At 76.6% G+C, this 23,004-nt stretch carries 23 protein-coding genes, 1 tRNA gene, 1 pseudogene and 1 riboswitch; of the genes and pseudogenes, 16 read left to right on the top strand and 9 right to left on the bottom strand.

From position 1 onward, the window contains the following. Positions 1-70: 70 nt before the first annotated feature. The 7 genes and pseudogenes from nadD to holA all read left to right on the top strand — a co-directional run bounded on the left by nadD (position 71) and on the right by holA (position 7,366). Complete coding sequence (gene nadD / locus E9529_RS02800) at positions 71-814, top strand: nicotinate-nucleotide adenylyltransferase (RefSeq protein WP_236829581.1); 744 nt, start codon at positions 71-73, stop codon at positions 812-814. Further along, positions 811-1,242: a ribosome silencing factor gene (gene rsfS, locus E9529_RS02795; protein WP_236829580.1), complete on the top strand. Its 432-nt coding sequence runs from the start codon at positions 811-813 to the stop codon at positions 1,240-1,242. The genes nadD and rsfS overlap by 4 nt, the downstream gene beginning before the upstream one ends. Beyond that, positions 1,239-2,000 carry a histidine phosphatase family protein gene (locus tag E9529_RS02790; RefSeq protein ID WP_236829579.1) on the top strand — a complete coding sequence of 254 codons (762 nt, stop codon included), beginning with the start codon at positions 1,239-1,241 and terminating at the stop codon, positions 1,998-2,000. The genes rsfS and E9529_RS02790 overlap by 4 nt, the downstream gene beginning before the upstream one ends. Before the next feature lie 54 nt (positions 2,001-2,054). Further along, on the top strand, positions 2,055-2,933 hold the full coding sequence (locus E9529_RS02785) for a DegV family protein (RefSeq protein ID WP_236829578.1): 879 nt from the start codon (positions 2,055-2,057) through the stop codon (positions 2,931-2,933). Between the two features lie 137 nt (positions 2,934-3,070). Then, a complete protein-coding gene (locus E9529_RS02780) occupies positions 3,071-3,931 on the top strand; it encodes a helix-hairpin-helix domain-containing protein (protein ID WP_236829577.1) in 861 nt (286 codons plus the stop codon). Next, positions 3,928-6,027, top strand: a pseudogene (locus tag E9529_RS02775) (ComEC/Rec2 family competence protein); the annotation flags it as partial. The gene E9529_RS02780 and the pseudogene E9529_RS02775, both read left to right, overlap by 4 nt. 337 nt (positions 6,028-6,364) lie before the next feature. Next, positions 6,365-7,366, top strand: a complete 1,002-nt coding sequence (gene holA / locus E9529_RS02770) for a DNA polymerase III subunit delta (RefSeq protein WP_236829576.1) — start codon at positions 6,365-6,367, stop codon at positions 7,364-7,366. A gap of 117 nt (positions 7,367-7,483) precedes the next feature. On the opposite strand, the gene rpsT is transcribed toward holA, so the two are convergent. Continuing rightward, positions 7,484-7,744: a 30S ribosomal protein S20 gene (gene rpsT / locus E9529_RS02765; RefSeq protein ID WP_236826314.1), complete on the bottom strand. Its 261-nt coding sequence runs from the start codon at positions 7,742-7,744 to the stop codon at positions 7,484-7,486. Between the two features lie 204 nt (positions 7,745-7,948). On the opposite strand from rpsT, the gene lepA reads away from it, so the two are divergent. The 4 genes from lepA to E9529_RS02745 all read left to right on the top strand — a co-directional run bounded on the left by lepA (position 7,949) and on the right by E9529_RS02745 (position 12,915). Then, complete coding sequence (gene lepA, locus E9529_RS02760) at positions 7,949-9,778, top strand: translation elongation factor 4 (RefSeq protein ID WP_236829575.1); 1,830 nt, start codon at positions 7,949-7,951, stop codon at positions 9,776-9,778. Beyond that, positions 9,775-10,431, top strand: a complete 657-nt coding sequence (locus E9529_RS02755; protein ID WP_236829574.1) for an MOSC domain-containing protein — start codon at positions 9,775-9,777, stop codon at positions 10,429-10,431. Before lepA ends, E9529_RS02755 begins: the two co-directional genes overlap by 4 nt. Positions 10,432-10,493: 62 nt before the next feature. Next, the gene (locus E9529_RS02750) at positions 10,494-11,198 is read left to right on the top strand and encodes an LppX_LprAFG lipoprotein (protein WP_236829573.1); all 705 of its coding nucleotides are present in this window, start codon (positions 10,494-10,496) and stop codon (positions 11,196-11,198) included. Next, positions 11,167-12,915, top strand: a complete 1,749-nt coding sequence (locus E9529_RS02745) for an MFS transporter (protein WP_236829572.1) — start codon at positions 11,167-11,169, stop codon at positions 12,913-12,915. The genes E9529_RS02750 and E9529_RS02745 overlap by 32 nt, the downstream gene beginning before the upstream one ends. Here E9529_RS02745 and E9529_RS02740 read toward each other — a convergent pair. Both E9529_RS02740 and E9529_RS02735 read right to left on the bottom strand, forming a co-directional pair. After that, entirely contained in the window at positions 12,893-13,426 is a 534-nt protein-coding gene (locus E9529_RS02740) for a Clp protease N-terminal domain-containing protein (protein ID WP_304505567.1), read from the bottom strand. The two genes, E9529_RS02745 and E9529_RS02740, sit on opposite strands and share 23 nt — an antisense overlap. Before the next feature lie 2 nt (positions 13,427-13,428). Further along, the gene (locus E9529_RS02735) at positions 13,429-13,662 is read right to left on the bottom strand and encodes a helix-turn-helix domain-containing protein (protein ID WP_236829571.1); all 234 of its coding nucleotides are present in this window, start codon (positions 13,660-13,662) and stop codon (positions 13,429-13,431) included. Positions 13,663-13,732: 70 nt separating this feature from the next. Beyond that, positions 13,733-13,797, top strand: a riboswitch (guanidine-III (ykkC-III) riboswitch). An 11-nt stretch (positions 13,798-13,808) separates the two neighbouring features. Between E9529_RS02735 and E9529_RS02730 the strand changes: the two genes are divergently transcribed. Next, positions 13,809-14,123, top strand: coding sequence for a multidrug efflux SMR transporter (locus tag E9529_RS02730; RefSeq protein WP_236829570.1), 315 nt, complete (start codon positions 13,809-13,811; stop codon positions 14,121-14,123). A gap of 63 nt (positions 14,124-14,186) precedes the next feature. Here E9529_RS02730 and E9529_RS02725 read toward each other — a convergent pair whose 3' ends face one another. The 4 genes from E9529_RS02725 to E9529_RS02710 form a co-directional block, all read right to left on the bottom strand. Further along, on the bottom strand, positions 14,187-15,152 hold the full coding sequence (locus tag E9529_RS02725) for a zinc-binding dehydrogenase (RefSeq protein WP_236829569.1): 966 nt from the start codon (positions 15,150-15,152) through the stop codon (positions 14,187-14,189). Positions 15,153-15,209: 57 nt separating this feature from the next. After that, positions 15,210-15,686, bottom strand: a complete 477-nt coding sequence (locus E9529_RS02720) for a hypothetical protein (protein ID WP_236829568.1) — start codon at positions 15,684-15,686, stop codon at positions 15,210-15,212. A gap of 256 nt (positions 15,687-15,942) precedes the next feature. Beyond that, a complete protein-coding gene (gene selD / locus E9529_RS02715; protein WP_236829567.1) occupies positions 15,943-16,950 on the bottom strand; it encodes a selenide, water dikinase SelD in 1,008 nt (335 codons plus the stop codon). A gap of 10 nt (positions 16,951-16,960) precedes the next feature. Next, positions 16,961-17,542, bottom strand: coding sequence for a YafY family protein (locus E9529_RS02710; protein WP_236829566.1), 582 nt, complete (start codon positions 17,540-17,542; stop codon positions 16,961-16,963). Positions 17,543-17,595: 53 nt separating this feature from the next. Between E9529_RS02710 and E9529_RS02705 the strand changes: the two genes are divergently transcribed. From E9529_RS02705 to selB, 3 genes are all read left to right on the top strand, one after another. Then, positions 17,596-17,691, top strand: a tRNA-OTHER gene (locus E9529_RS02705). Between the two features lie 30 nt (positions 17,692-17,721). Then, complete coding sequence (selA, locus tag E9529_RS02700) at positions 17,722-19,038, top strand: L-seryl-tRNA(Sec) selenium transferase (RefSeq protein ID WP_236829565.1); 1,317 nt, start codon at positions 17,722-17,724, stop codon at positions 19,036-19,038. After that, complete coding sequence (selB, locus tag E9529_RS22530) at positions 19,029-20,774, top strand: selenocysteine-specific translation elongation factor (RefSeq protein WP_236829564.1); 1,746 nt, start codon at positions 19,029-19,031, stop codon at positions 20,772-20,774. The genes selA and selB overlap by 10 nt, the downstream gene beginning before the upstream one ends. A 101-nt stretch (positions 20,775-20,875) precedes the next feature. Here the strand turns inward: selB and E9529_RS02690 are convergent, their stop codons facing one another. Then, complete coding sequence (locus E9529_RS02690; protein ID WP_236829563.1) at positions 20,876-21,319, bottom strand: MarR family winged helix-turn-helix transcriptional regulator; 444 nt, start codon at positions 21,317-21,319, stop codon at positions 20,876-20,878. Positions 21,320-21,395: 76 nt separating this feature from the next. On the opposite strand from E9529_RS02690, the gene E9529_RS02685 reads away from it, so the two are divergent. Beyond that, on the top strand, positions 21,396-22,073 hold the full coding sequence (locus E9529_RS02685) for a maleylpyruvate isomerase family mycothiol-dependent enzyme (protein ID WP_236829562.1): 678 nt from the start codon (positions 21,396-21,398) through the stop codon (positions 22,071-22,073). Positions 22,074-22,175: 102 nt separating this feature from the next. Here the strand turns inward: E9529_RS02685 and E9529_RS02680 are convergent, their stop codons facing one another. Further along, positions 22,176-22,964 carry an enoyl-CoA hydratase-related protein gene (locus E9529_RS02680; protein WP_236829561.1) on the bottom strand — a complete coding sequence of 263 codons (789 nt, stop codon included), beginning with the start codon at positions 22,962-22,964 and terminating at the stop codon, positions 22,176-22,178. Between the last annotated feature and the right edge of the window lie 40 nt (positions 22,965-23,004).

Raw genomic sequence — 23,004 nt, 5'->3', positions numbered from 1 at the left:
CGGAGGGGCCGTCCCAGCACGTCACCGGTCCTCGCGGCGCCGCGTCGTGCCGCCCGGATACGCTCGGTCGGTGGCGGGACGACGAGTCGGCGTGATGGGTGGGACCTTCGACCCCATCCACCACGGGCACCTCGTCGCCGCGAGCGAGGTGGCCGGCCTCTTCGGGCTCGACGAGGTCGTCTTCGTCCCCACCGGCGAGCCGTGGCAGAAGAGCGACCGGGACGTCAGCCCCGCCGAGGACCGCTACCTCATGACCGTCATCGCGACCGCGTCCAACCCGCGGTTCTCCGTGAGCCGGGTCGACATCGACCGGGGCGGCCCCACGTACACCTACGACACGCTCACCGACCTCCAGGCCCAGCGCACCGGGGACGAGCTGTTCTTCATCACCGGTGCCGACGCCCTCGCCCAGATCATGACCTGGCGGGACGGCGCCCGGTGCTTCGAGCTGGCCCACTTCATCGGGGTCACGCGGCCGGGGTACACGCTGGAGAACAGCCACCTGCCCGAGGGCGGGGTCAGCCTCGTGGAGATCCCCGCGCTCGCGATCAGCTCCAGCGACTGCCGGGAGCGGGTGGGCCGCGGGATGCCGGTCTGGTACCTCGTGCCCGACGGCGTCGTCCAGTACATCGAGAAGCGCGGCCTCTACCGGGGTACCGCGCGCAGGCCGGCCGCCGGTCCCGTCCGCGACGGCCGCCCGGCGGATGAGCGCCCCACCTACGACCGCCCGCCGGCCGGGCCGGGGACCAGCCCCGACCCCTCCGGCGAGCGCCCCCCACCGACGACGTCCCACCTCCAGGAGGTGCCCGAATGACCGCCTCGCCCGAGGCCCGGGAGACCGCGCTGCGCGCCGCCCAGGCCGCCGCGGACAAGCTGGCCACCGACGTCACCATCGTCGACGTCAGCGAGCGGCTCGCCATCACCGACGCCTTCGTCCTCGCGTCGGCCCCGAACGAGCGGCAGGTCCAGGCGATCGTCGACGAGGTCGAGGAGCGGCTCCGGGAGCACGGCGTGAAGCCGGTGCGCCGCGAGGGCGTGGCCGAGGCCCGCTGGGTGCTGCTGGACTTCGTCGACGTCGTGGTGCACGTCCAGCACGCCGAGGAGCGGGCCTACTACGCCCTCGAGCGGCTCTGGAAGGACTGCCCCACCATCCCGTTCACCGACGCGGACCGGCCCGCGGAGGGCACGGGCGGTGCGGCGGACCCCGGGTCGGCGTCGGTCACGGAGACGGCCGGCCAGTGACGGCAGCGGCCCTGCCCGAGCTGCCGGTGGCCCGCCTGGTCGTCTGGCGGCACGGGCGGACCGGGTGGAACGCGGCCGGCCGGTTCCAGGGGCAGCTCGACCCGCCGCTGGACGAGGTCGGGCGCGCGCAGGCGGCCCACGCCGCGCCGCACCTCGTGGCCGCCGCCGGGCTCGGGAACCGCTCCACCGCGGTGGTCGCCAGCGACCTGGACCGCGCTGCGGACACCGCCCGCGCCCTGACCTCGCTGCTGGGCGTGCCGCTGCAGCTGGACCCCCGGCTCCGCGAGCACGGCATGGGCACCTGGGAGGGGCTGACCCGGGACGAGGTGGCCGACCGGTACCCCGAGCAGTACGCGGACTGGCTGGCCGGGCGACCGGTGCGCGGCCGTGGCGGCGAGGAGGCCCCGGCGGTCGCCGCCCGGGTGCTCGCCGCGCTCGCCGACCTGCCGCCGGCCGACGTCGCCGTGGTGGTGACCCACGGGGGCACGAGCGGCCGGATGATCGAGACGCTGCTGGAGCTGGGGCCCGACCACCGCCGGGTCTTCGGGCCGCTGGGCAACTGCGCGTGGAGCGAGCTGGCCCGGCAGAGCGGCCGGTGGCGGCTGTTGCGGCACAACGTGTCGGCCGGTCCGCTGCCCGAGGGGCTCACCGCACCCCGGCCGGAACGGCTCCGGGCCGACCCCGAGCAGGGGGCACCGGGCGCAGCCGGCGACCGTCCGGGCGACGGTCCGGCCCAGGACGCCGACGCCGTCGGCTGACCGGTGGTGGCACCACGCCCGAGCGGCCGGCACGGGGGCGGTTAGCCTCGCCTGGTGCCCGTCGCCGTCCTCACCGATTCGGCGGCCTACCTGCCGCGCGAGCTCGCCGACGAGCTGGGCATCCGGGTCGTCTCCCTCTACGTCGTCCTGGCCGGCCGGTCGGGGCGCGAGGGCGAGGACGTCAGCTCCGAGGACGTGGCGCGGGCGCTGATGACCCGCGGCCAGCGGGTGTCGACGTCGCGGCCCACGCCCGGGGACTTCGTCGCCGCCTACCGGGCCGCGCTGGACGCGGGTGCCGACCGCGTCGTCTCGGTGCACCTGTCCGCGGAGCTCTCCGGCACCTGGGACGCCGCCCGTGTCGCCGCCTCGCAGGTGGGGGAGCACGTCGTCTCCGTCGTCGACTCCCGCTCGGCGGCGATGGGCACCGGGTTCGCCGTGCTCGAGGCGGCGCGCGCGGCCGCCGCCGGCGCGGACGGGGACACCGTGGCCCGCGTCGCCCGCGAGACCGCCGCCCGCACCCGCACGCTGTTCGTGGTGGACACGTTGGAGCACCTGCGCCGCGGTGGGCGGATCGGCTCGGCGGCCGCCGTCCTCGGCTCGGCGCTGGCGGTCAAGCCGGTGCTGCACGTGGTCGACGGGCGGGTCGTGCCGCTGGAGAAGGTGCGCACCTCGGCGCGGGCGATGGCCCGCCTGGTGCAGCACGTCGTGGAGCACGCCGGCGAGCGAGAGGTGTCGCTGGCGGTGCACCACCTGGCGGCGGCCGAGCGCGCCGACCGGCTGGTGACCGAGCTGCGGGCGCGCGTCCCGGGCCTGCGGGACCTGCACGTGAGCGAGCTCGGTGCCGCGATCGGTGCGCACGTGGGGCCCGGCGCGGTCGGGGTCGTGCTCTGCACGGGAGCGGACGACGGCGACGCGGACGAGGGCGCGGGCTGACCGCGGGCGGGGCTGCACCGGCACAGGCTGCCGCGAGCCCCGCGGATCGGGCGCGCGGTCGTCCACAGCCGGGGTGCTCCTCCACAGGTCCGCCGTGACCGGCTGCGGCGGGGGCCGGGCTCCCTAGCGTCGCCGGGGTGCGCCTCCTTGCCCGCCGCGACGACGACGCCGACGTCATCCGCGCCCGGCTGCGCGCCGTCCTGGCCGAGCCCCGGCCGGCCGGGGGCGGCTGGCTGCCCGACGACGAGGACGGGCCCGGATGGCCGGCGGACGACCGGATCACCGTGCCCGTCGCGCCACCCGTCGCGGAGCCGCGTCCGGCCGGCGGTGGGCGGCACCGCGCGCCCGGGACGGCGCCGCGCTGGGACGCCGGCCGCGGTGGCAGCCGGGCCGTCTGGACGGCCGCCGCCGTGGCGGTGCTGCTCCTGCTGGCCTGGACGTGGGTGCAGCGCCCGCAGGTCGAGCCGGCGGCCGCGCCCACGCCGGTGCCGTCCGCCCCGAGCAGCGCCGCGCCCGGCGGGCCGGTGGGGGAGGCGGCGACCACCGCGGAACCGGCCGCCACGTCCGCGCCGGTGGTGGTCGCCGTGGTCGGCCAGGTGGCGCGGCCCGGGCTGGTGACGCTGCCCGCCGGTGCGCGGGTCGCCGACGCCGTCGCGGCCGCCGGCGGGCTGCTGCCCGACGCCGACCCGGCCTCGGTGAACCTCGCCGCGCCGCTCTCCGACGGGCAGCAGGTCGCGGTCGGGGTCCCCGGGGCGGCGCCTGCCGGAGCGCCCCCCGTGGCCGCACCCGGCGCGGCGGGTGCCGGAGGGCGGCTGGACCTGAACACCGCGGGGGTCGCCGAGCTCGACGCCCTCCCGGGCATCGGCCCGGTGCTCGCGCAGCGGATCGTCGACCACCGCACCCGCGCCGGCGGCTTCGGCAGCGTCGAGGAGCTGGACCAGGTGCCGGGCATCGGCCCGGCCAAGGCCGCGGAGCTCGCCGACCTGGTGCGGGTGTGAGCCGCGCGCCCGGGCGCCCGCGGGTGCTGGACCTGCGGCTCTGGCCGCTCGCGGCCGCGGTGTGGGCGACGGGGCTGGTGGCAGCGCACCTGCGCTGGTCCACGCTGGCGCTGGTCGCCGGTACCGCGCTGGCCGTGGCGGTGCCGCTCGCGCGCACCCGGGCCGCGGCGGCGACCGTCGCCCTCGTGGTGCTGGCCGGGGTGGCGGTCGGCTCCGGCACCGCTGCCGTGCGGGCAGCGGTACGGGAGGCCTCCCCGCTGCGGGCAGCGGCCGAGGCGGGCGGGACGGCGCAGGTCGTCCTCACCGTGCGCGGCGACCCGCCTGTGCTGGCGGGCCGCGGCGGGCAGCCGAGGGTGCTGCTCGAGGCCGACGTCACGGCGCTCGCAGACGGCGGCACCGTGCACCAGCTGGACGACGCCGTGCTGGTCTTCGCACCCGCTGAGGGCTGGTCCGGGCTGCTCCCCGGCCAGCGCCTGCGGGTGCGGGCGGGCCTCGCGCCGCCCGGGCGCGGCGACGACGTGGTCGCGGTGCTGTCGGCACGCGGCCCACCGGAGGCGGCCGGGGGACCGGGGGCGGTGCAGCGCGTGGCCGGCGACCTCCGGCACTCGCTGGGAGCCGCCTCGGCGCGCGTGCTCGACGGAAGGGCCGGTGGCCTCCTGCCGGGGCTGGTGGTGGGCGACACCAGCCGGATGGACCCGGTGCTGGAGGAGGAGTTCCGGCGCGCCGGCCTGGCACACCTGACCGCCGTCTCCGGGGCCAACGTGGCGATCGTGGTCGCCGGGGTGCTCCGGCCGCTGCGGCGCCGGGCGGTCGACCGGCGGCTGCAGGCGCTGGTCGGCGTGCTGGCGCTGGTCGGCTTCGTGGTGCTGGCCCGGCCGAGCGCGAGCGTGCTCCGGGCGGCCGCCATGGGCACGGTCGCGCTGCTCGCCCTGGCGTCGGGCCGGTCGCGGGCCGCGTTGCCGGCGCTCGGTGCGGCGGTGACCGTGCTGCTGCTGGTCGAGCCGGCCCTGGCGCGGGACCCGGGGTTCGCGCTGTCGGTGGTGGCGACCGCGGCGATCGTGCTGCTGGCCCCACCGTGGTCGCGGCGGCTCCGCGGGCACGGCTGGCCGGCGTGGCCCGCCGACGCCGTGGCCGTGAGCGCGGCCGCCGGGCTGGCCACCGCTCCGGTGATCGCCGGGCTGACCGGCACGGTGAGCCTGGTGTCGCTGCCGGCGAACCTGCTGGCGGCACCGGCCGTGCCGGCGGCGACGGTCCTCGGGCTGCTGGCCGCCCCGGCCGGGCTGGTGCTGCCCTCGGCCGGGGACGCGCTGGTCGGGCTCGCCGGGTGGCCGGTGCGCTGGATCGTGCTGGTGGCCGAGCGGGCCGCCGCGGTGCCGGACGCCGTCGCCGGCTGGCCGAAGGGCACGGTGGGCGCCCTGCTGCTCGCCGTCCTCCTGCTGGTCGCCGGGTGCCTGCTGTGGCGCTTCCCGCGGGCGCGGCCGCTCGCGCTGGCGGCCCTGGTCGGGCTGGTGGTGGTGGGCTGGCCGCTGCGCCAGGGGCTCGACGGCTGGCCGCCCACCGGTGCGCTGCTCGTGGCCTGCGACGTCGGGCAGGGGGACGGGCTGGTGCTGCCGCTCGGCGACGGCCAGGGGGTGCTCGTCGACGCCGGCCCCGACCCTGCCCCCATCGACCGCTGCCTGGACCGGCTGGGCATCGATGCGCTGCCCCTCGTGCTGCTCTCCCACCTGGACGCCGACCACGTCGGGGGGCTCGCCGGGGCGCTCGGCGGCCGGGCGGTGGGCGTGGTGGCCAGCGGCACCCTCTCCCCGGCCGACGACCGGACGCCCGTCATCGATGCCCTGGTGCGGCAGGTCGGCGGCACCCGGGAGGTGCTGGTGCCGGGGGACCGCCGCGGCGTGGCCGGCGTCGCGGTCGAGGTGCTCGCGCCCGACCCCCTCCGGGCCACGGCGGCGGCCGACCCCAACGGGCTTTCCCTCGTCGCCCGGGTGACCGCCGGCGGGCTGCGGCTGCTGCTCACCGGTGACATCGGCGCCGACGAGGAGGTCGCGCTGCTGCGCGGCGGCGTCGACCTGCGGGCCGACGTGCTCAAGGTGCCCCACCACGGCAGCGGGGACGTCGACCCGGCCTTCCTCGCCGCCACCGGAGCCCGCGCCGCGATCGTCTCCGTCGGCGCGGGCAACGGCTACGGGCACCCGGCGCCGCGGCTGCTGGGGCGGCTGGCCGACGCCGGCGCCCGCGTGCACCGCACCGACCGGGACGGCGACGTCGCGGTGGTGGGCACCGCGGGCGGCTGGGGGGTCGTCGCCCGCGGTACGGACGCCGGTGGCCAGGCCGCACCGCCCCCGCCCGCACTCCCGGGCCCGCTCCCGGACGCCCTCCCGGTGACCCGGGCGGTCACCGCGGACCGTCGGTGCCGCGTGGCACCATGCGGAGGTGCCTGCCGCCGCCGTCGAACCCACGTCGCGCCTGCGGGTGGTGATCGGCGAGGAGGAGCTGCTGCGCTCCCGCGCCGTCGCGGCCGTCCGCCGGGCCGTGCTCGCCCGCCACCCCGACGTCGAGGTGCACGAGCTGGCCGCGATGGGGTTGCCGGTGGGCGAGCTGGCCGACGTGCTGGCGCCCTCGCTGTTCGGCGGTCACCGGCTCGTCGTCGTCACCGGGGTGCAGGAGGCGGCGTCCGCGCTGGCCGACGCGCTGACCGGTTACGCCAGGGACCCGGACCCCGACCTGACGCTGGTCGTCGTGCACGCCGGCGGCAAGCGGAACGAGGCGCTGGTCAAGGCGTTCAAGGCCGCCGGTGCCGCCGTCGACGATTGCCCCAAGGTCTCCTCCGTCGGCGACCGGATCGCCTTCGTGCGCAACGAGGTCCGGCAGCTGGGTGGCCGGATCACCCCCGACGCGGTCACGGCGCTGGTCGAGGCGATCGGCGCCGACCTGCGGTCGCTCTCGGCCGCCGCCGGGCAGCTGGTGTCCGACTTCGGCGGCAGCATCGACGCCGACGACGTCGCCCGGTTCCACCGCGGTCAGGCCGAGGTCACCGGGTTCACCGTCGCCGAGCGGGTGCTGACCGGGGACCGCGCCGGCTCCATCGAGATGCTGCGCTGGGCCCTGGAGCGCGGGGTCGCGCACGTGCTCATCGCCGACGCGATCGCCGACGGCGTCCGCACCGCCGCGCGGGTGGCCTCGCTGAGCTCCAGCAACGTCGGGGACCTCGCCCGCACGCTGAAGATGCCGCCGTGGAAGGTCAAGAAGGCCCAGGCGCAGGCGCGCGGCTGGAGCATCGAGGGGCTGCAGCAGGCCCTCGGCGTGGCCGCCGACCTCAACGCCGACGTCAAGGGGGTCGCGGCCAGCGCGGACTACGCCCTCGAGCGGGCCATCCGGCGGATCGTCACGATCCGGGCGGAGACGGGCCGCGGCCGGGTGCGCGCCGGTCGCTGACCCGGCCGAGGGCTACCCCGCTGCGCGGTCGGCGGGGTGGGGGCAGAACGCGACGAGCCCCCGTCCCACGTGGGGAGGGGGCTCGTCGAGCGCGCGCCCGGACGGGCGCGGGCCGGATCAGAGACCGGCGGTGAGCTTCGCCAGACCCGACTTGCGGTTGGCGGCCTGGTTCTTGTGGATGACGCCCTTGCTGGCAGCCTTGTCCAGCTGCTTGGCGGCGGCCTGGTAGGCGGCGGTCGCGGCCGCGGCGTCCCCCGACTCGGCGGCGGTGCGCACCCGCCGGACCGCCGTCTTGAGGGCGGACTTGACGGCAACGTTGCGCTGGCGCGCCTTCTCGTTGGTCTTGATCCGCTTCATCTGGGACTTGATGTTCGCCACGCGTGAGCCTCGGGTGTCTTGAGGGGATGCTTCTGACAGTCGTTCGTGCGTCCGGGCGGCGTGCGCCACAGGACCGGCCTGCAAAGATACCAGCGACCCGCAGGTGACCCCAACCCGCCTTCGGCGACGTCCGGCACACCGCATGCGACCCGGCGGCCCGCCCGGCTACGGCCCGGGGCGCGGACGTGGGACGATGGCGGCACTGTGACGACTCCTGCTGCCACCGACCCGGCCCGCATCCGGAACTTCTGCATCATCGCCCACATCGACCACGGCAAGTCGACGCTGGCCGACCGGATGCTCGAGGTCACCGGGATCATCGAGGCACGGCAGATGCGCGCCCAGTACCTCGACCGCATGGACATCGAGCGCGAGCGCGGCATCACGATCAAGGCGCAGAACGTCCGCCTGCCGTGGACCGTCGGCGACACCGAGTACGTGCTCGACATGATCGACACCCCGGGCCACGTCGACTTCACCTACGAGGTGTCCCGGTCGCTGGCTGCCTGCGAGGGCGCGGTTCTGCTGGTCGACGCCGCCCAGGGCATCGAGGCGCAGACGCTGGCCAACCTCTACCTGGCGCTGGAGAACGACCTCACGATCATCCCGGTCCTCAACAAGATCGACCTGCCCGCGGCCCAGCCGGAGAAGTACGCCGCCGAGATCGCGCACATCATCGGCTGCGACCCCGACGACGTCCTGCGGGTCAGCGGCAAGACCGGCGAGGGTGTGCCCGCGCTGCTCGACCGCATCGTGCAGGAGATCCCGGCCCCGGTCGGCGAGGCCGACGCCCCGGCTCGGGCGATGATCTTCGACTCGGTCTACGACATCTACCGCGGCGTCATCACCTACGTCCGGGTGGTCGACGGGAAGATCTCCTCGCGCGAGCGGATCAAGATGATGTCCACCGGCGCCACCCACGAGCTGCTGGAGATCGGCGTCATCTCGCCCGAGCCCAAGCCGGTCGAGGGCCTGAGCGTCGGCGAGGTGGGCTACTTCATCACCGGCGTGAAGGACGTCCGCCAGTCCCGCGTCGGGGACACGGTCACCCTGCAGCACAAGCCGGCGGCCGAGCCGATCGGCGGCTACAGCGACCCGAAGCCGATGGTCTACTCCGGCCTCTACCCGATCGACGGCAGCGACTACCCGCTGCTGCGCGAGGCGCTGGACAAGCTGCTGCTCAACGACGCCGCGCTCACCTACGAGCCCGAGACGTCGGCGGCGCTGGGCTTCGGCTTCCGCGTCGGCTTCCTCGGCCTGCTGCACCTGGAGATCGTCCGCGAGCGGCTGGAGCGCGAGGCCGGGATCAGCCTCATCTCCACCGCGCCGAACGTCGTCTACCGGGTGGTCATGGAGGACCGCTCGGAGATCACGGTGACCAACCCGAGCGACTGGCCCGAGGGCAAGATCGACACCGTCTTCGAGCCCATCGTCAACGCGACGATCATCGCGCCGAGCGACTACACCGGCGCGATCATGGAGCTCTGCCAGAGCCGGCGCGGCCAGCTCGGCGGGATGGACTACCTGTCGGAGTCCCGGGTCGAGCTGCGCTACACGCTGCCCCTCGGGGAGATCATCTTCGACTTCTTCGACGCGCTGAAGTCCCGCACCCGCGGCTACGCCTCGCTGGACTACCAGGAGGCCGGCGAGCAGGAGTCCGCGCTGGTGAAGGTGGACATCCTGCTGCAGGGCGAGGCGGTCGACGCGTTCAGCGCGATCGTGCACAAGGACAAGGCCTACAGCTACGGCGTGATGATGGCCGGCAAGCTGCGCGAGCTCATCCCGCGGCAGCAGTTCGAGGTGCCCATCCAGGCCGCCGTCGGCTCGCGGGTCATCGCACGCGAGACGGTGCGCGCCATCCGCAAGGACGTCCTCGCCAAGTGCTACGGCGGTGACATCACCCGCAAGCGGAAGCTGCTGGAGAAGCAGAAGGAGGGCAAGAAGCGGATGAAGATGGTCGGCCGCGTCGAGGTCCCCCAGGAGGCCTTCGTGGCCGCGCTCTCCACCAACGAGTCGACCGCCTCCAAGAAGTGACCGCGCGGGTCACCGCGGTCTGCGTCTCGGGCGCGGACCTGCTGCCGCTGCCGGACCGGAAGCCGAACCGCAGCGGCATCGACAAGCGCCCGGTGACCGGGCGGGTCACCGTCGGCCCGCACGGGCTGGACGGCGACGTGCAGGTCAACCGGAAGTACCACGGCGGTGACGGGCAGCAGGTCTACGCCTACGCCCAGGAGGACGCCGACTTCTGGACCGCCGAGCTCGGCCGCGAGCTGCCGCCCGGCCGGTTCGGCGAGAACCTGCGGACGACGGGCGTCGACCTCACCGCCGCCGTCGTCGGCGAGCGGTGGCGGGTCGGGACGGCGCTGCTCGAGGTCACCGCCCCGCGCATCCCGTGCGCCGACTTCGCCCGGTTCTGGGACGAGCCCCAGCTGGTGAAGCGGTTCACCGCGCACGGCGCGAGCGGGGCCTACCTGCGGGTGCTGGAGACCGGCGACGTCGGCGCCGGTGACGCGATCGAGCTGCTGCACCGCCCGGACCACGGCGTCACCGTCGGCCTGACCTTCCGGGCCTGGACCACCCAGAAGCACCGGGTGGCCGAGCTGGCCCCCGGGCTGGGCACCTTCCCCGAGCGCAACCGGGCCACGCTGGCCGCGCGGATCGCCGCCCGGAGCGCCGCCGGGGTGTGACCGGGGCGCGCTAGTGTCCGCCGCGACGGCGGGGGAGAGTCCCGCCGCGACGGGAGGACCTCATGCTGCTGCGCCGGACGGGCGCGCCGCTGCTGGCGCTGGCACTGCTGGCCGGCCCGGCGCTCGCCGCCTGCGGCTCCGACGAGTCCGCCGAGTCGGCGACCGCCCAGCTCGAGCGGGCCAAGGAGACCCTCGACGACGCGGAGAGCGCGCACTTCGTGCTGGGCAGCGAGGGGGCGCCGAGCAGCGGCACCGTGCTGGTGGGCGGGGAGGGCGACATGGCCCGCCCGGCGTCCTTCGACGGGACGCTGCAGGTGCAGGCGGCCGGGTCGAGCCTGGACCTGGAGGTCGTGTCGGTCGACGGCACCGTCTACGCGCAGCTGCCCTTCACCAGCGGCTTCAGCGTCATCGACCCGGCGCAGTTCGGCATCGGCGACCCCGGCGCCCTGCTGGACCCCGAGACCGGCATCTCCCAGCTGCTCGTCGAGGCCGACGGTGCCGAGCTGGGGGAGGAGCGCCGGGTGGACGGCACCGTGGTCCGGGAGGTGACCGCGGAGCTGCCCGGTGACCTCGTGGAGCGGCTGCTCACCAGCCAGGACCCGGAGCAGCCCGTGCAGGCCCGGTTCTCCGTCGCCACCGACAGCGGTGAGCTGCGCCGCGCGGAGCTGACGGGGCCGTTCTTCGAGGCGGGCACCGACGCCACCTACATCCTCGAGCTCAGCGACTTCGGGGCCGATGTCGAGATCACCGCACCGGCCACCGGCTGAGCCCGGCGCCCGGGCGGTCCCGGGCGTCGCCGCGATCGTCGTCGCCACCCTCGCCGTGCTGGTCACGGCGGCCGACACCTACGTCGTCGTCCTCGCCCTGCCCGACATCCTCACCGGCGTCGGGGTGGGGCTTGACGAGCTGCAGAAGGCGACGCCGATCGTCGGGGGGTTCCTCCTCGGCTACACCGCGACGCTGCCGCTCCTGGGCCGGCTGGCCGACCTGCGCGGGCGGGCCCCGGTGCTCGTCGGCTGCCTGCTGCTGTTCGCCCTCGGCTCGCTGCTGACGGCGACGGCGGCGACGCTCGGCCCCGCCGTCGCCGGGCGCGGGCTGCAGGGCATCGGGGCGGGCGGCCTGGTGCCGGCCACGCTGGCGCTGGTCGCCGACCGGTGGCCGCCCGAGCGGCGGGCGGTCCCGCTCGGCGTCGTGGGGGCGGTGCAGGAGGCCGGCGCGGTGCTCGGGCCGCTGGCCGGTGCGGCGGTGCTCGCCGTGGCGGACTGGCGCGCCATCTTCTGGCTCAACCTGCTGCTCGGGGTGGCGCTGGCGGTGGGCGTCGTCGTCACCGGGCGGGTCCGCCGTCCGGACCCGCTCGGGCTGGGGCTCGCCGCGCCGGCCGCCGTCGCGCTGGGGCTGCTGCTCGCCGAGCCGCCGCTGTTGGCCGAGGACGTCACCCTCGGGCTGCTGTGGGTCCCGCTGCTCGACGGTGCGGCGTGGACGGAGCCGCTGCTGCTGCTCGCCGTGGTGCCGGCGGTGCTGCTCGTCGCGCGCAGCCTGGCGCGGCCTGCCGGTGCCGTGCTGCCGCTGCGCGGGCTCGGCCGGCTGGCGCGGGAGGTCGACGTCGTCGGCTCGCTGCTGGCGGTCGTCTCGCTCGGCGCGCTCGTGTGGGCCTTCGCCGCCGCCGACCCGGAGCGCCAGGTCGTCGCGCACGGGTGGCTGCTCCTGCCGCTGGCCGCCGTCGCCGCCGCCCTGTTCGTGCTGCACGAGCGGCGTGCCGAGGAGCCGGTGCTGCCGCTCGCCGCGCTCCGGCCGGTCGGCGCGTGGGGGGCGCTGGTGGTCAACCTCTTCGTGGGTGCGGCCCTGGTGGCCGCGCTCGTCGACGTCCCGCTGTTCGCGCGGGCGACCACCACGCCGGGCGACCAGCTGGGCGCGGCGATGGTGCTGCTGCGGCTGCTGGTCGCGGTGCCGGTGGGGGCGGTGGCCGGCGGCTGGCTGTGCCGGGTGGTCGCGCCCCGCGTCGTCGCGGGCGCCGGGATGGCCGTGGCGGCGGCGGCCTTCGCGGCGATGACCGGGTGGGACGAGCGGTCGCTGGACGGGGCGTGGTCCACCGTCGTCCTGGTCGCCGCGGGGCTCGGCTTCGGCCTCGCCATCGCGCCGGTCAACGCGGTGCTGCTGGCGGTCACCCCGCCCCGGGTGCACGGGAGCGCGAGCTCGCTGGCGGTCGTGGCGCGGACCGTCGGCATGCTCGCGGGGTTGTCGCTGCTCACCGCGGTCGCGCTGCGCCGGTTCACCGCCGAGGTCGCGGCCATCGGCAGCCCGGTGGAGCTCTGCCCCGCGAACCCCGCCGATTGCCCCGCCTACGACGCGGCCACCGAGGTGGCGGTGCTCGCCCAGCTGCACACCGTCTTCGCCGGTGCCGCGGTCGCGGCCGCGCTGGCCGCGGTGGCCGCGCTGGTGCTGCTGCGCGGAGGTGCGCCGGTCAGGGGTTCAGCGCGAGCCTGAGGTCGTCGCGCAGCGCCGGGACGTCGACGCCGCGGTCGTGCAGCACCTTCATGGCCAGCCCCTCGCCCTCGCGGATCAGGCCGAGTGCGATGTGCCCGTCGGTGATGGTGCGCGACTTGAGGGCGATCGCCTCGCGCAGCGCGAGCTCCAGCACCTTCTTGGCCCGCGGGGTGAAGGGGATGTGCCCGCCGGGGCGGCCGGCCTGGGGGGCGTCGAGCGCGCCGGGCCCGAACGCCTCCTCGACCCGCCCGCGGACGGCGTCCAGGTCGATGCCCAGGCTGCTCAGCGCCCCCGCGTCGAGCTCGTCGGGGCCGGAGTGGACGCGCACCGCCGCGACGACGGCGTCGTGGCCGACGCCGTGGCGGGTGAGCACGCGCGCCGCCGTGGTGCCCGGGGCCAGCATCGCCAGGAGCAGGTGCTCGGTGCCGATGCGCCGGTGCCGCAGCGCCCGCGCCTCGGCCTGGGCCCCCACCACGACGTCGCGGGCCTCCTGCGTGAACCGTTCGAACATCGTCAGTCCCTCCGTCGGAGCGGCCGGCGACCGCTCGCGTGCTTCTTGTGCACCGCCTGCCGGCTCACCCCGAGATGCTGGGCGATCTGCTCCCACGTCCAGCCCAGGTCGCGGGCGTTGGCGACCTGCAGCGCCTCCAGCCGTTCGACGAGGAGGCGCAGCGAGCGGACCGCGGCGAGCCCCACCGTCGGGTCCTTGCTGCCGGCCGCCGTCGCCACCTGTGCCGTATCCGCCATGGCTGTCAACCTAGGTTGCGTTACGGGGCCGTGTCAACTGACGTTGACGCGTGGGGTGTGCCATGGTGGAAGAGAGCCGTCCTCCGGCTCCCGGACGAGGGTCGCCGTACCCGGTGTGCGACAAGACGGCGTCGGAGGGGTCCGTCATGTCGTGGATCGTGCTGGTCGTGTCCGGGGTGCTGGAGGCGGTGTGGGCGGCGGCGCTCGACCGGTCCCACGGCTTCACCCGGTTGGCGCCCACGGTGGTGTTCGGCGTCGCGCTGGCCGCGAGCATGGGCGGGCTCGCCTTCGCCATGCGCGAGCTCCCGCTGGGCACCGCCTACGCGGTCTGGGTCGGGATCGGGGCGGTGCTGACCGTCGTCTACGCGATGGTCACCGGCGCGGAGCCGGTCTCGCTGGTGCGGGTGCTGCTGCTGGCCGGCATCGTCGGCTGCGTCGTCGGCCTCAAGCTCGTCCACTGACGATGAGCGCCGGCGCGTGGTTCCTCCGCTGGAACTGCGCGCCGTCGCTCGCCGTCGCTCGCCTCAGAGGGTGAAGACGATCTTCCCGTTGGTGCGGCCCTCGAGCATCCGCGCGAAGCCCTCGCGGGCGTCGGTCAGCGGCAGCTCGACGTCGATCTGCGGGCGCACGCCGGTGACCGCGCACATCCGGATCAGCGCCTCGAGCTCGGACTTCGTGCCCATGGTCGACCCGATGACCGACAGCTGGGTGAAGAAGACGCGGTTGAGCTCCGCGCCGGGGTTGAAGCCGGTGGTCGCGCCGGAGGTGACGAGCACGCCACCGGGCTTGAGCGACTTGATGCTGTGGCCCCACGTGGCCTCGCCGACGGTCTCCATGACGCCGTCGACCCGCTCGGGGAGGCGCGCCCCGCTCTCGAAAGCCTGCTCGGCGCCGAGCGCCAGCGCCGCGGCCCGCTTCTCCTCGCTGCGCCCGGTGACCCAGATGCGGTAACCCGCGGCGCGGCCGAGCACGATCAGCGCCGTCGCCACCCCGCCGCTGGCGCCCTGCACGAGGACGGTCTGGCCCGGCCGCAGCCCGGACTTCACGAACAGCATCCGGTAGGCGGTCAGCCACGCGGTGGGCAGGCAGGCGGCCTCGGCGAAGGAGAGCTCGGTCGGCTTGGGCAGCAGGTTGCGCTTCGGGACGGCGACCTTCTCCGCCATCGAGCCCTGGTGCACCTCCGAGAGCAGCGACCGCTTCGGGTCGAGCGTCTCGTCGCCCATCCAGTCGGGCGTGGAGATGACGCCGTGGACGACGACCTCGTTGCCGTCCTCGTCGATGCCGGCGGCGTCGGTGCCGAGGATCATCGGCATCCGCTCGGCGGGCAGGCCGATGCCCTGCAGGCTGAACAGGTCGTGGTGGTTGAGCGACACGGCCTTGACCTGGATCGTCGTCCAGCCGTCGGGGGCCTCGGGCTCGGGGCGCTCGCCGATCTCCAGCACGGAGAGCGGGTCCTTCGGGGCGGGCGTGGAGACGAAGGCAGCCAGCATGACGGCGAACCTAGCCGAGGACCCGTGCCGCTGCCCTCCGGGCCGGTCGCACCGCGGTCAGCGGAGGCGACCGGGAGGGATGACGGTCGACTCCCGGGCCAGGTGCCCCGCGTTCGCCTCCAGGCGGGACGACACGTCCCCGGCCATCGACGCCTCCGCGGTGACCACGGCCTCGCGGACGACGTAGCGACCGACGGCGCCGTCGAACAGCGGCTGCTCGATGGCGGGGCCCACCCCGGTCCAGGCGACGTCGAGGGACAGCGTGCCGTCCAGCGCCCCCGGGGCCAGGCCCTGGCCACCGCCGGTGTCCTCGGTGCAGGTGTAGGTGAACGTCCCCACCACGCGAGCCGACTGCAGCCGGACGACGTCGGCGACCTCCGGCTGCCCGTCGACGGTGCACGCCCACCCCGCGAGGAACAGGTCCACGGTCAGCGTGGTCCCGGCGGCCGCGGCCTCCGCGACCGTCAGGTCGACGAGCGCGCCCTGGGCCTCGTCCAGCAGCACGGCGTTGGCCCGCCACGTGGGGTTGCCCACGCGGTCACCGGGACCAGTCGCCGCGGCCGGTCCTGCGCCGCTCCACACGGCCGTGGCCGCCAGTCCCGCCGCCAGCGCCGTCCGTGCTGCCGTCCGCACCGCCACGTCGTCCTCCCTGCCGGGTCACCGCCGGGACGCGCCGTCGCGCCCGGCCTCGGCGGGACGCTGGCACGTTCCCGGCGGCGGGGGGAGCGGTGTCCACGCGGTGCTGCACCGCTCCCCGGCGCGCCACCGGCGACACGCCGTCCCCGGGCCGTCAGCGGACGACGACCACGTGCTCCCCGCGCGGCACGAACTCACCGATGACCGGGGCGCCCGGCACCTCGCCGCCGAGCAGCAGGCCGCCGGAGGTCTGCGCGTCGGCCAGCAGCAGCGCTTCGTCCTCGTCCACCGCGGCGAGGTCGACGTGCGGGCGCACCCAGTCGAGGTTGCGGCGCGTGCCCCCGGAGACGAAGCCAGCGGCCAGCGCCTCCCGCGCACCGGCCAGGTAGGGGACGGCGGCGGCGTCGACGACGGCGGTCACCCCGCTGGCCCGGGCCATTTTGTAGAGGTGGCCGAGCAGCCCGAAACCGGTGACGTCGGTGCCCGCGCGGATGCCGGCGGCGACCGCGGCCCGCCCCGCCTCGCGGTTGAGCGTCGTCATCGCGGCGACCGCCTCCTCCGACACCTCGCCGGTGGCCTTCATGCGGCTGTTGAGCACCCCCACCCCGAGCGGCTTGGTGAGGCTGAGCGGCGTGCCGGCCACCGCGCCGGAGTTGGTGATCAGCCGGTCGACGTCGACCACGCCGGTGACCGCCATGCCGTACTTGGGCTCGGGGTCGTCGATGGAGTGCCCGCCGCCGACGTGGCAGCCGGCCTCCTGGGCCACCTCGAGGCCGCCGCGCAGCACCTCGGCGGCGAGTTCGGCCGGCAGCACGTCCCGGGGCCAGCCGAGCAGGTTGACCGCGACGACCGGGGTGCCGCCCATCGCGTAGACGTCGGACAGCGCGTTCGCCGCGGCGATCCGGCCGAAGGTGTACGCGTCGTCGACGACCGGGGTGAAGAAGTCGGTGGTGAGCACCAGCCCCTGGCCGCCGGCGGTGCGGACCACCGCCGCGTCGTCGCCGTCGTCGAGCCCCACGACCAGCTCGGCGGCCGGCTCGACCGGACCCTGCGCGGTCAGCCCGGCCACGACCGCCTCGAGCTCACCGGGCGGGATCTTGCAGGCGCACCCCCCGCCGTGGGCGTACTGGGTGAGCCGGATGCGCGCGGGTGCGGTGGTCACGGACCCGAATCTAGGCCCGGCCGCCGGGGAGCACCCGGAGCCGGGGTGGCCCGGGCGGCGGCGGGGTGCGGGGCAGCTTCCGCCCGGCGGGGTGCCCGGCCGAGGGCGGGGCACCGACGCCGGTCAGGTCGCGCCGCTGCGCCGGCTCCCCGGTGACCTCGGCGGCGCCGATCCGGTCCTCCCGGAACCACCGCAGCTCCTGGCGCTCCCGGCACCAGGCCAGCAGGAACTCGGAGGCGCCGGCGCGGACGAGCAGCTGCGGCTCCACGGCCCGCTCCGACCAGCGGCCCTCGCGGTCGCGGTAGCCGATCACCAGCACCCGCTGCTCGGCCAGCCCCTGCTCCACGTGGCGGCGCACCTCGGCGTCGCGCGCGGCCTCTGCGGCCAGCCGGCGGCTGCTCGCCAGCAGCCGCGCCCGCTGCGCCGGGTCGGGCTCCAACGCCGCCAGCACCTTCTCCAGCGCCGTCCGCCCGGCCGCGGCGTACGGGCCCTCGGGCCGGGCGGCCAGCGCGGCGGCGGCGGCGGCCGCCTCCTCGGGCGTGAGGGCGACCGGCGGCAGCGTGGCGGGGGTGCGGTGCTCGGTGCGGTTCACGCCGCGGATGCTGGCACCGACCTCCGACAGTTCCACCCCGTAGGCTCAGCCGCGGAGGCGTCAGGGTGTCTGGTGGCCCCCGCGGCCTCTAAAGCCGACGTGGCCGAGCATCTCGGCCAGGCGGGTTCGATTCCCGTCCGCCTCCGCCAGCTCCCGCCCCGCACCTACGCTGCGGGGCGATGACGACCGACCCGCGCCGCCAGGTGCCCCGGACCGACACGCTCCTCGCCGATCCCCGGCTGGCCGGGGCCGGCGAGCGGCTGGGACGCGGCCTGGTCAAGAGCGCCGTGCAGCGCGTCCAGCAGCGGATCCGGTCGGGCGAGGTCGCGCCCGAGGCCGCCGTCGAGGCCGTCCTCGCCGACCTCCCGCCCGTGGCCGGCAGCCTGCGCCCGGTGGTGAACGCGACCGGCGTCGTCGTGCACACCAACCTCGGCCGCGCGCCCCTCTCGACGGCCGCGGTCGAGGCGGTCGTGGCCGCGAGCGGCACCACCGACGTGGAGCTCGACCTGCGCACCGGGCGCCGCGGCCCGCGCGGCGAGGCGGCGATCGCGGCGCTGCTGGCGGCGGTCCCCGCCGCGGAGGCCGCGCTCGTCGTGAACAACTGCGCCGCCGCGCTCGCGCTGGTGGCCACCGCGCTGGGGCAGGGCCGCGAACTCGTGCTCGCCCGCGGGGAGCTGGTGGAGATCGGCGACGGCTTCCGCATCCCCGAGCTGCTCGAGAGCACCGGCGCCCGGCTGCGGGAGGTCGGCACCACCAACCGGGTGGCGCTCGGTGACTACCGCGCCGCCCTGGGCCCCGCCACCGGCGCCGTGCTCAAGGTGCACCCGTCGAACTTCGTGGTGCGCGGCTTCACCCGCGCCGTCGAGGTCGGTGAGCTCGCGCCTGCGCTGCGCGGCACCGGTGTGCCGCTGGTCGCCGACGTCGGCTCCGGCCTGCTCCGGCCGCACCCCGCGCTCCCCGACGAGCCCGACCTGCAGACGACGCTCGCCGCGGGCGCGGACCTCGTGCTGGCCAGCGGCGACAAGCTGCTCGGCGGCCCCCAGGCGGGGCTCGTGCTCGGCCGGGCGGAGCTGGTGCAACGGCTCCGCCGGCACCCGCTCTACCGGGCGTTCCGGGTGGACAAGACGACGCTGGCCGCCCTCGAGGCGACGCTGCGCGGCCCCCTCCCGCCGGTGCAGCAGATGCTCGCGGCCGACGTCGCCGACCTGCGGGAGCGGGCCCGCGCGCTCGCGGCGCGCCTCGTGGCCGGGGGCGTGACCGCCGTCGCGGTGGACGCCGACTCGCGCGTCGGCGGGGGAGGGGCGCCCGAGCACCCGCTGCCCGGTGCCGCCGTGTCGCTGCCGCCGGAGTTCGCCGAGCCGCTGCGGCTGGGCGCGACGCCGGTCGTCGGCTACGTCGAGGACGGCCGCACCCTGCTCAACCTGCGCAGCGTGCCACCGGACGGCGACGCGACCCTCGCCGACGCCGTCTTGGAGGTGGCGCGCCGGTGGACGTGATCGCGACCGCCGGGCACGTCGACCACGGCAAGTCCGCGCTCGTGCGGGCGCTCACCGGCATGGAGCCCGACCGCTGGGCCGAGGAGCGCCGCCGCGGGCTCACCATCGACCTGGGCTTCGCCTGGACCACGCTGCCGTCGGGCCGCCGGCTCGCCGTCGTCGACGTCCCCGGGCACGAGCGGTTCGTCGGCAACATGCTCGCCGGCGTGGGGTCGGTGCCGGCCGCGCTCGTCGTCGTGGCGGCCGACGACGGCTGGTCGGCGCAGACCGCCGAGCACGTCGGCGTCCTCGACGCGCTGGGGGTGCGGCACGCCGTGCTCGCCGTCACCAAGGCCGACCTCGCCGACCCCGCACCGGTGCTCGCCGACGTGCGGGAGCGCCTCGCCGCGACCTCGATGGGCGAGGTGCCCGGGATCGCGGTCAGCTCGGTCACCGCGCAGGGCGTGCCGGAGCTGACCGCCGCGCTGGAGCACCTGCTCGGCGGGCTGCCCGCCCCGGACCCTGCCGCGCCGGTCCGGTTGTGGATCGACCGGGCCTTCACCATCAAGGGCGCCGGCACCGTGGTCACCGGCACGCTCGCCGCCGGCGCCGTCGCGGCGGGCGACCGGCTCGTCCTGGGCGACGGCGAGGTGACCGTGCGCGGCGTCCAGTCCCTCGGCGAACCGGTGGAGCGGGCCACGGCCACCGCGCGGGTGGCGCTCAACCTGCGCGGCGTCGCGGTGGAGGAGCTGGCCCGGGGCGACGCGCTGCTCACGCCCGGCGCCTTCCGGCTGACCGACGTCGTCGACGTCACGCTGACCGCGGTGCCCGACGACCGGCTGCCGGCCGGCCCGGTGGTGCATGTCGGCTCGGCGACCGTGGGGGCGCGGCTGCGCCCGCTCGACGGCGCGGCCGTGCGCCTGCGCCTGGCCGCGCCGCTGCCGCTGCGGGTCGGGGACCGGCTGCTGCTGCGCGACCCCGGCGCCCGCCGGGTGCTCGGTGCCGACGTGCGCGACGTCGACCCGCCCGAGCTGCGACGCCGCGGTGCCGCGCGGCGCCGGGCCGCCGAGCTCGCGGCCCAGCCGGACGGGGCGGACGGCGCCACCGCCGCCCTGGCCCGCCGCCGGGTGGTCCGTGCCGCCGACTTCGCCGCGATGGGCTGGCCGGTCCCCGCCGGGGCGACGCGGCACGGGCCGTGGCTGCTGGCGGCCGGGCTCGCCGACGAGCTCGCCGCCCGGGTGCCCGAGGTCGTCACGCGCTACCGGCGCCTGCGGCCGCTGGAGCCCGGGCCGCCGGCCGAGGTGGTGCGGCGGGCGCTGGATCTGCCCGACGCAGAACTCGTCCCGGCGCTGGTCCGCGAGCCGCTCGTGCTGCGCGGGGGCCGGGTCGTCGACGGCGCCGCCGCGCTGCCACCGGAGGTGCAGCGGGCGGTCGACGCCGTCCGCGCGCGCCTCGCCGCCGACCCGTTCGCGGCGCCGGAGGCCCCGGAGCTGGTGGCTGCCGGGCTGGGCAGCCGGGAGCTCGCCGCGGCGGTGCGCAGCGGTCAGCTCGTGCGCGTGGGGGAGGGCGTCTACCTGGCGCCCGGCGTCGAGGCGGTGGCGCGCGAGCGGCTGGCGGCGGTGCCCCAGCCGTTCACGCTCAGCCAGGCCCGCCAGGCGTGGGGCACCAGCCGCCGGGTCGCCGTCCCGCTCGCGGAGTGGCTGGACGGCCGGGGCGTCACCCAGCGGCTGCCCGACAACACCCGCCGCCTCCGGTAGGTGGACCTCCCGGTGACTCTGCCTCTGAGCGCCCGGGCACTCAGAGGCAGAGCGTCCGGGGGTGGGCGTCCACTGCGCGGCAACCAGCTGCCGGCCGCTCCTCAGCGGTAGGGGTCGGTCACCTCGCGCAGGCTCGTGAGGGCATCCCGCAGCTGCTGCCACCGGCGCTCCCCGAGGTGGGTGCGCCACTCCGCCTCCACGTCGGCGACGACGGAGGCGGCGACCGCCTGCGCGGCCGTGCCGCGCTCGGCGAGGCGTACCAGCCGGGCACGGGCGTCGGTCGGGTCGGGGGTGCGCCGGACGTAGCCGGTGCGCTCGAGCTGGTCGACCAGGTGGCTGGCCGTCTGCTTGGTCACCTGCGCCGCCTCCGCCAGCTCGGTCAGCCGCGTGCCGGAAGGGCCGATCCGCTGCATGACCCGGGCCTGCGCGAGCGTGAAGTCGTCGAACCCGGCGGCGCCGAGCACCTCGAGCACCCGGTTCTCCAGCGCCCGGTAGGGGATGAAGAGCAGGACGCCGAGCGGCGGCTCGATCGGATCCTCGGTCATCGGCACCCTTCTTGACAGAAGTCAGGATTTCGAACTACTTTGCTTCGGGGATCTTACTAGTTCCGGGGAGCGCGCCATGCGACCGCAGCCGATCCTGACCATGGACGTCGACGCCGTCTGGGCGACCATCGACCAGCAGCGGCTCGACCTCGCCGACCTGCTGGACGGGCTCACCGAGGCGGAGTGGGAGCACCCGTCGCTCTGCGCGGGCTGGCGGGTGCGGGACGTGGCCGCCCACCTCGCCCTGGCGCAGACCGGACCGGCGCGGGCCACTGCCGACCTCGTCCGTGCGGGCGGCAGCCTGCAGCGGATGATCCACGACAGCGCCGTCCGGCACGCCGCCGCCGTCCCGCGGGAGCAGCTGGTCGCCGGGATCCGCGGGATGGCCGGCTCGCGGCGCAAGGCCCCGGGGATCAGCCACCTCGAACCGCTGCTCGACGTCCTGGTGCACGGGCAGGACATCGCCCTGCCGCTCGGTCGCCCGCGTCCGATGCCGGTGGACGCCGCCGTGACCGCGGCGACCCGGGTGTGGACCATGCCGTGGCCGATGTCCACCACCTTCCACACCCGGCGACGGCTCTCCGGCCTGCGGCTGGTGGCGACCGACGCCGACTGGGCGGCGGGTGAAGGGCAGCGCGTGGAAGGGCCGATCGACGCGCTGCTCCTCCTGCTGACCGGCCGGACGGCGGCGGCCGTGGACCGGCTCTCCGGCCCGGGCGTTCCCCGGCTCCGCGAGGGTCTGCCCGCGCGGTAGCGGGAAGCGGTGAGCCCCCGCGTCAGCTGATCGCCACCTACGTCCTCCCACGGTTCCGCACCCGGCGACCTCGTGCTCTGCCCACCCGGGGTGGGCAGAGCGCTACTGGCCCCGGGTGGGGTCGTCGGCGGCCGGCACCCAGCGGGCGGGGCGCTTCGCGCGGAACGCCGCGATCCCCTCCTGCCCCTCCTCGCCCGCGAAGAACCGCGCCGAGAGGTCGAGCAACGGCTCGAAGGAGAGCCCGGGCTGGCGAGCCCGCAGCAGCCGCTTGGTCTCGGCCAGGGCCACGGGCGCACCCGCGGCCAGGGCGGTCAGCTGCCCGGCGAGCACCGCGTCGACCTCGTCGTCGGCGGCCACCAGGTCGACCAGCCCGCCGGCGGCCGCGGTCGCCGCGTCGAACACCTCGCCGCTGAGCATCAGCCGGTGCGCCACGTGCGTCGTCATCCGCGGCAGGACGACGGCGGAGATCACCGCCGGCACCAGGCCCAGGCGCACCTCGGAGAAGGCGAAGGTGGCCGACGACGCCGCGACGACGACGTCGCAGGAGGCCAGCAGCCCGACCCCTCCGGCCCGCGCCGGTCCGCGCACCACCGCGACGACGGGCTTGGGCGCCGACCAGAGCAGCTCCAGAAGCTCGGGGAACTCGCGCACCCCCTGGTCCTCCGAGGAGCCGCCGGCGGCCTCGGAGAGGTCCATCCCCGAGCAGAAGACCCGGCCGGTGTGGTCGAGGACGACCACCCGCACCGCGTCGTCGGCCAGCGCGTCGGCCAGCGCCTCCCGCAGCTGCGCCCGCATCGCGCGGGAGAGCGCGTTGCGGTTGGCGGGGGAGTCCAGCGTCAGGGTGGCGACGCCGCGCGAGAGGGACACCTGCAGCACTCGGTCGGAGGTCACGCCCGGCATCCTGCCGCCCCCGCGCGCCGGCGCGGCACAC

It is taken from the genome of Blastococcus sp. KM273128, assembly GCF_021698975.1.
Classification (GTDB): Bacteria; Actinomycetota; Actinomycetes; order Mycobacteriales; family Geodermatophilaceae; genus Blastococcus.
The sequence above is the reverse complement of the archived record's forward strand: the minus strand, read 5'-3'. Positions and strand labels throughout refer to the sequence as shown.

What these genes read in the sequence shown, in the direction of transcription:
- rsfS (WP_236829580.1), top strand. Translation starts at nt 811, where the DNA reads ATGACCGCCTCGCCCGAGGCCCGGGAGACCGCGCTGCGCGCCGCCCAG.
- E9529_RS02750 (WP_236829573.1), top strand. Translation starts at nt 10,494, where the DNA reads ATGCTGCTGCGCCGGACGGGCGCGCCGCTGCTGGCGCTGGCACTGCTG.
- E9529_RS02745 (WP_236829572.1), top strand. Translation starts at nt 11,167, where the DNA reads ATGTCGAGATCACCGCACCGGCCACCGGCTGAGCCCGGCGCCCGGGCG.
- E9529_RS02740 (WP_304505567.1), bottom strand. Translation starts at nt 13,426, where the DNA reads ATGTTCGAACGGTTCACGCAGGAGGCCCGCGACGTCGTGGTGGGGGCC.
- E9529_RS02735 (WP_236829571.1), bottom strand. Translation starts at nt 13,662, where the DNA reads ATGGCGGATACGGCACAGGTGGCGACGGCGGCCGGCAGCAAGGACCCG.
- E9529_RS02730 (WP_236829570.1), top strand. Translation starts at nt 13,809, where the DNA reads ATGTCGTGGATCGTGCTGGTCGTGTCCGGGGTGCTGGAGGCGGTGTGG.
- E9529_RS02725 (WP_236829569.1), bottom strand. Translation starts at nt 15,152, where the DNA reads ATGCTGGCTGCCTTCGTCTCCACGCCCGCCCCGAAGGACCCGCTCTCC.
- selA (WP_236829565.1), top strand. Translation starts at nt 17,722, where the DNA reads ATGACGACCGACCCGCGCCGCCAGGTGCCCCGGACCGACACGCTCCTC.
- E9529_RS02690 (WP_236829563.1), bottom strand. Translation starts at nt 21,319, where the DNA reads ATGACCGAGGATCCGATCGAGCCGCCGCTCGGCGTCCTGCTCTTCATC.
- E9529_RS02685 (WP_236829562.1), top strand. Translation starts at nt 21,396, where the DNA reads ATGCGACCGCAGCCGATCCTGACCATGGACGTCGACGCCGTCTGGGCG.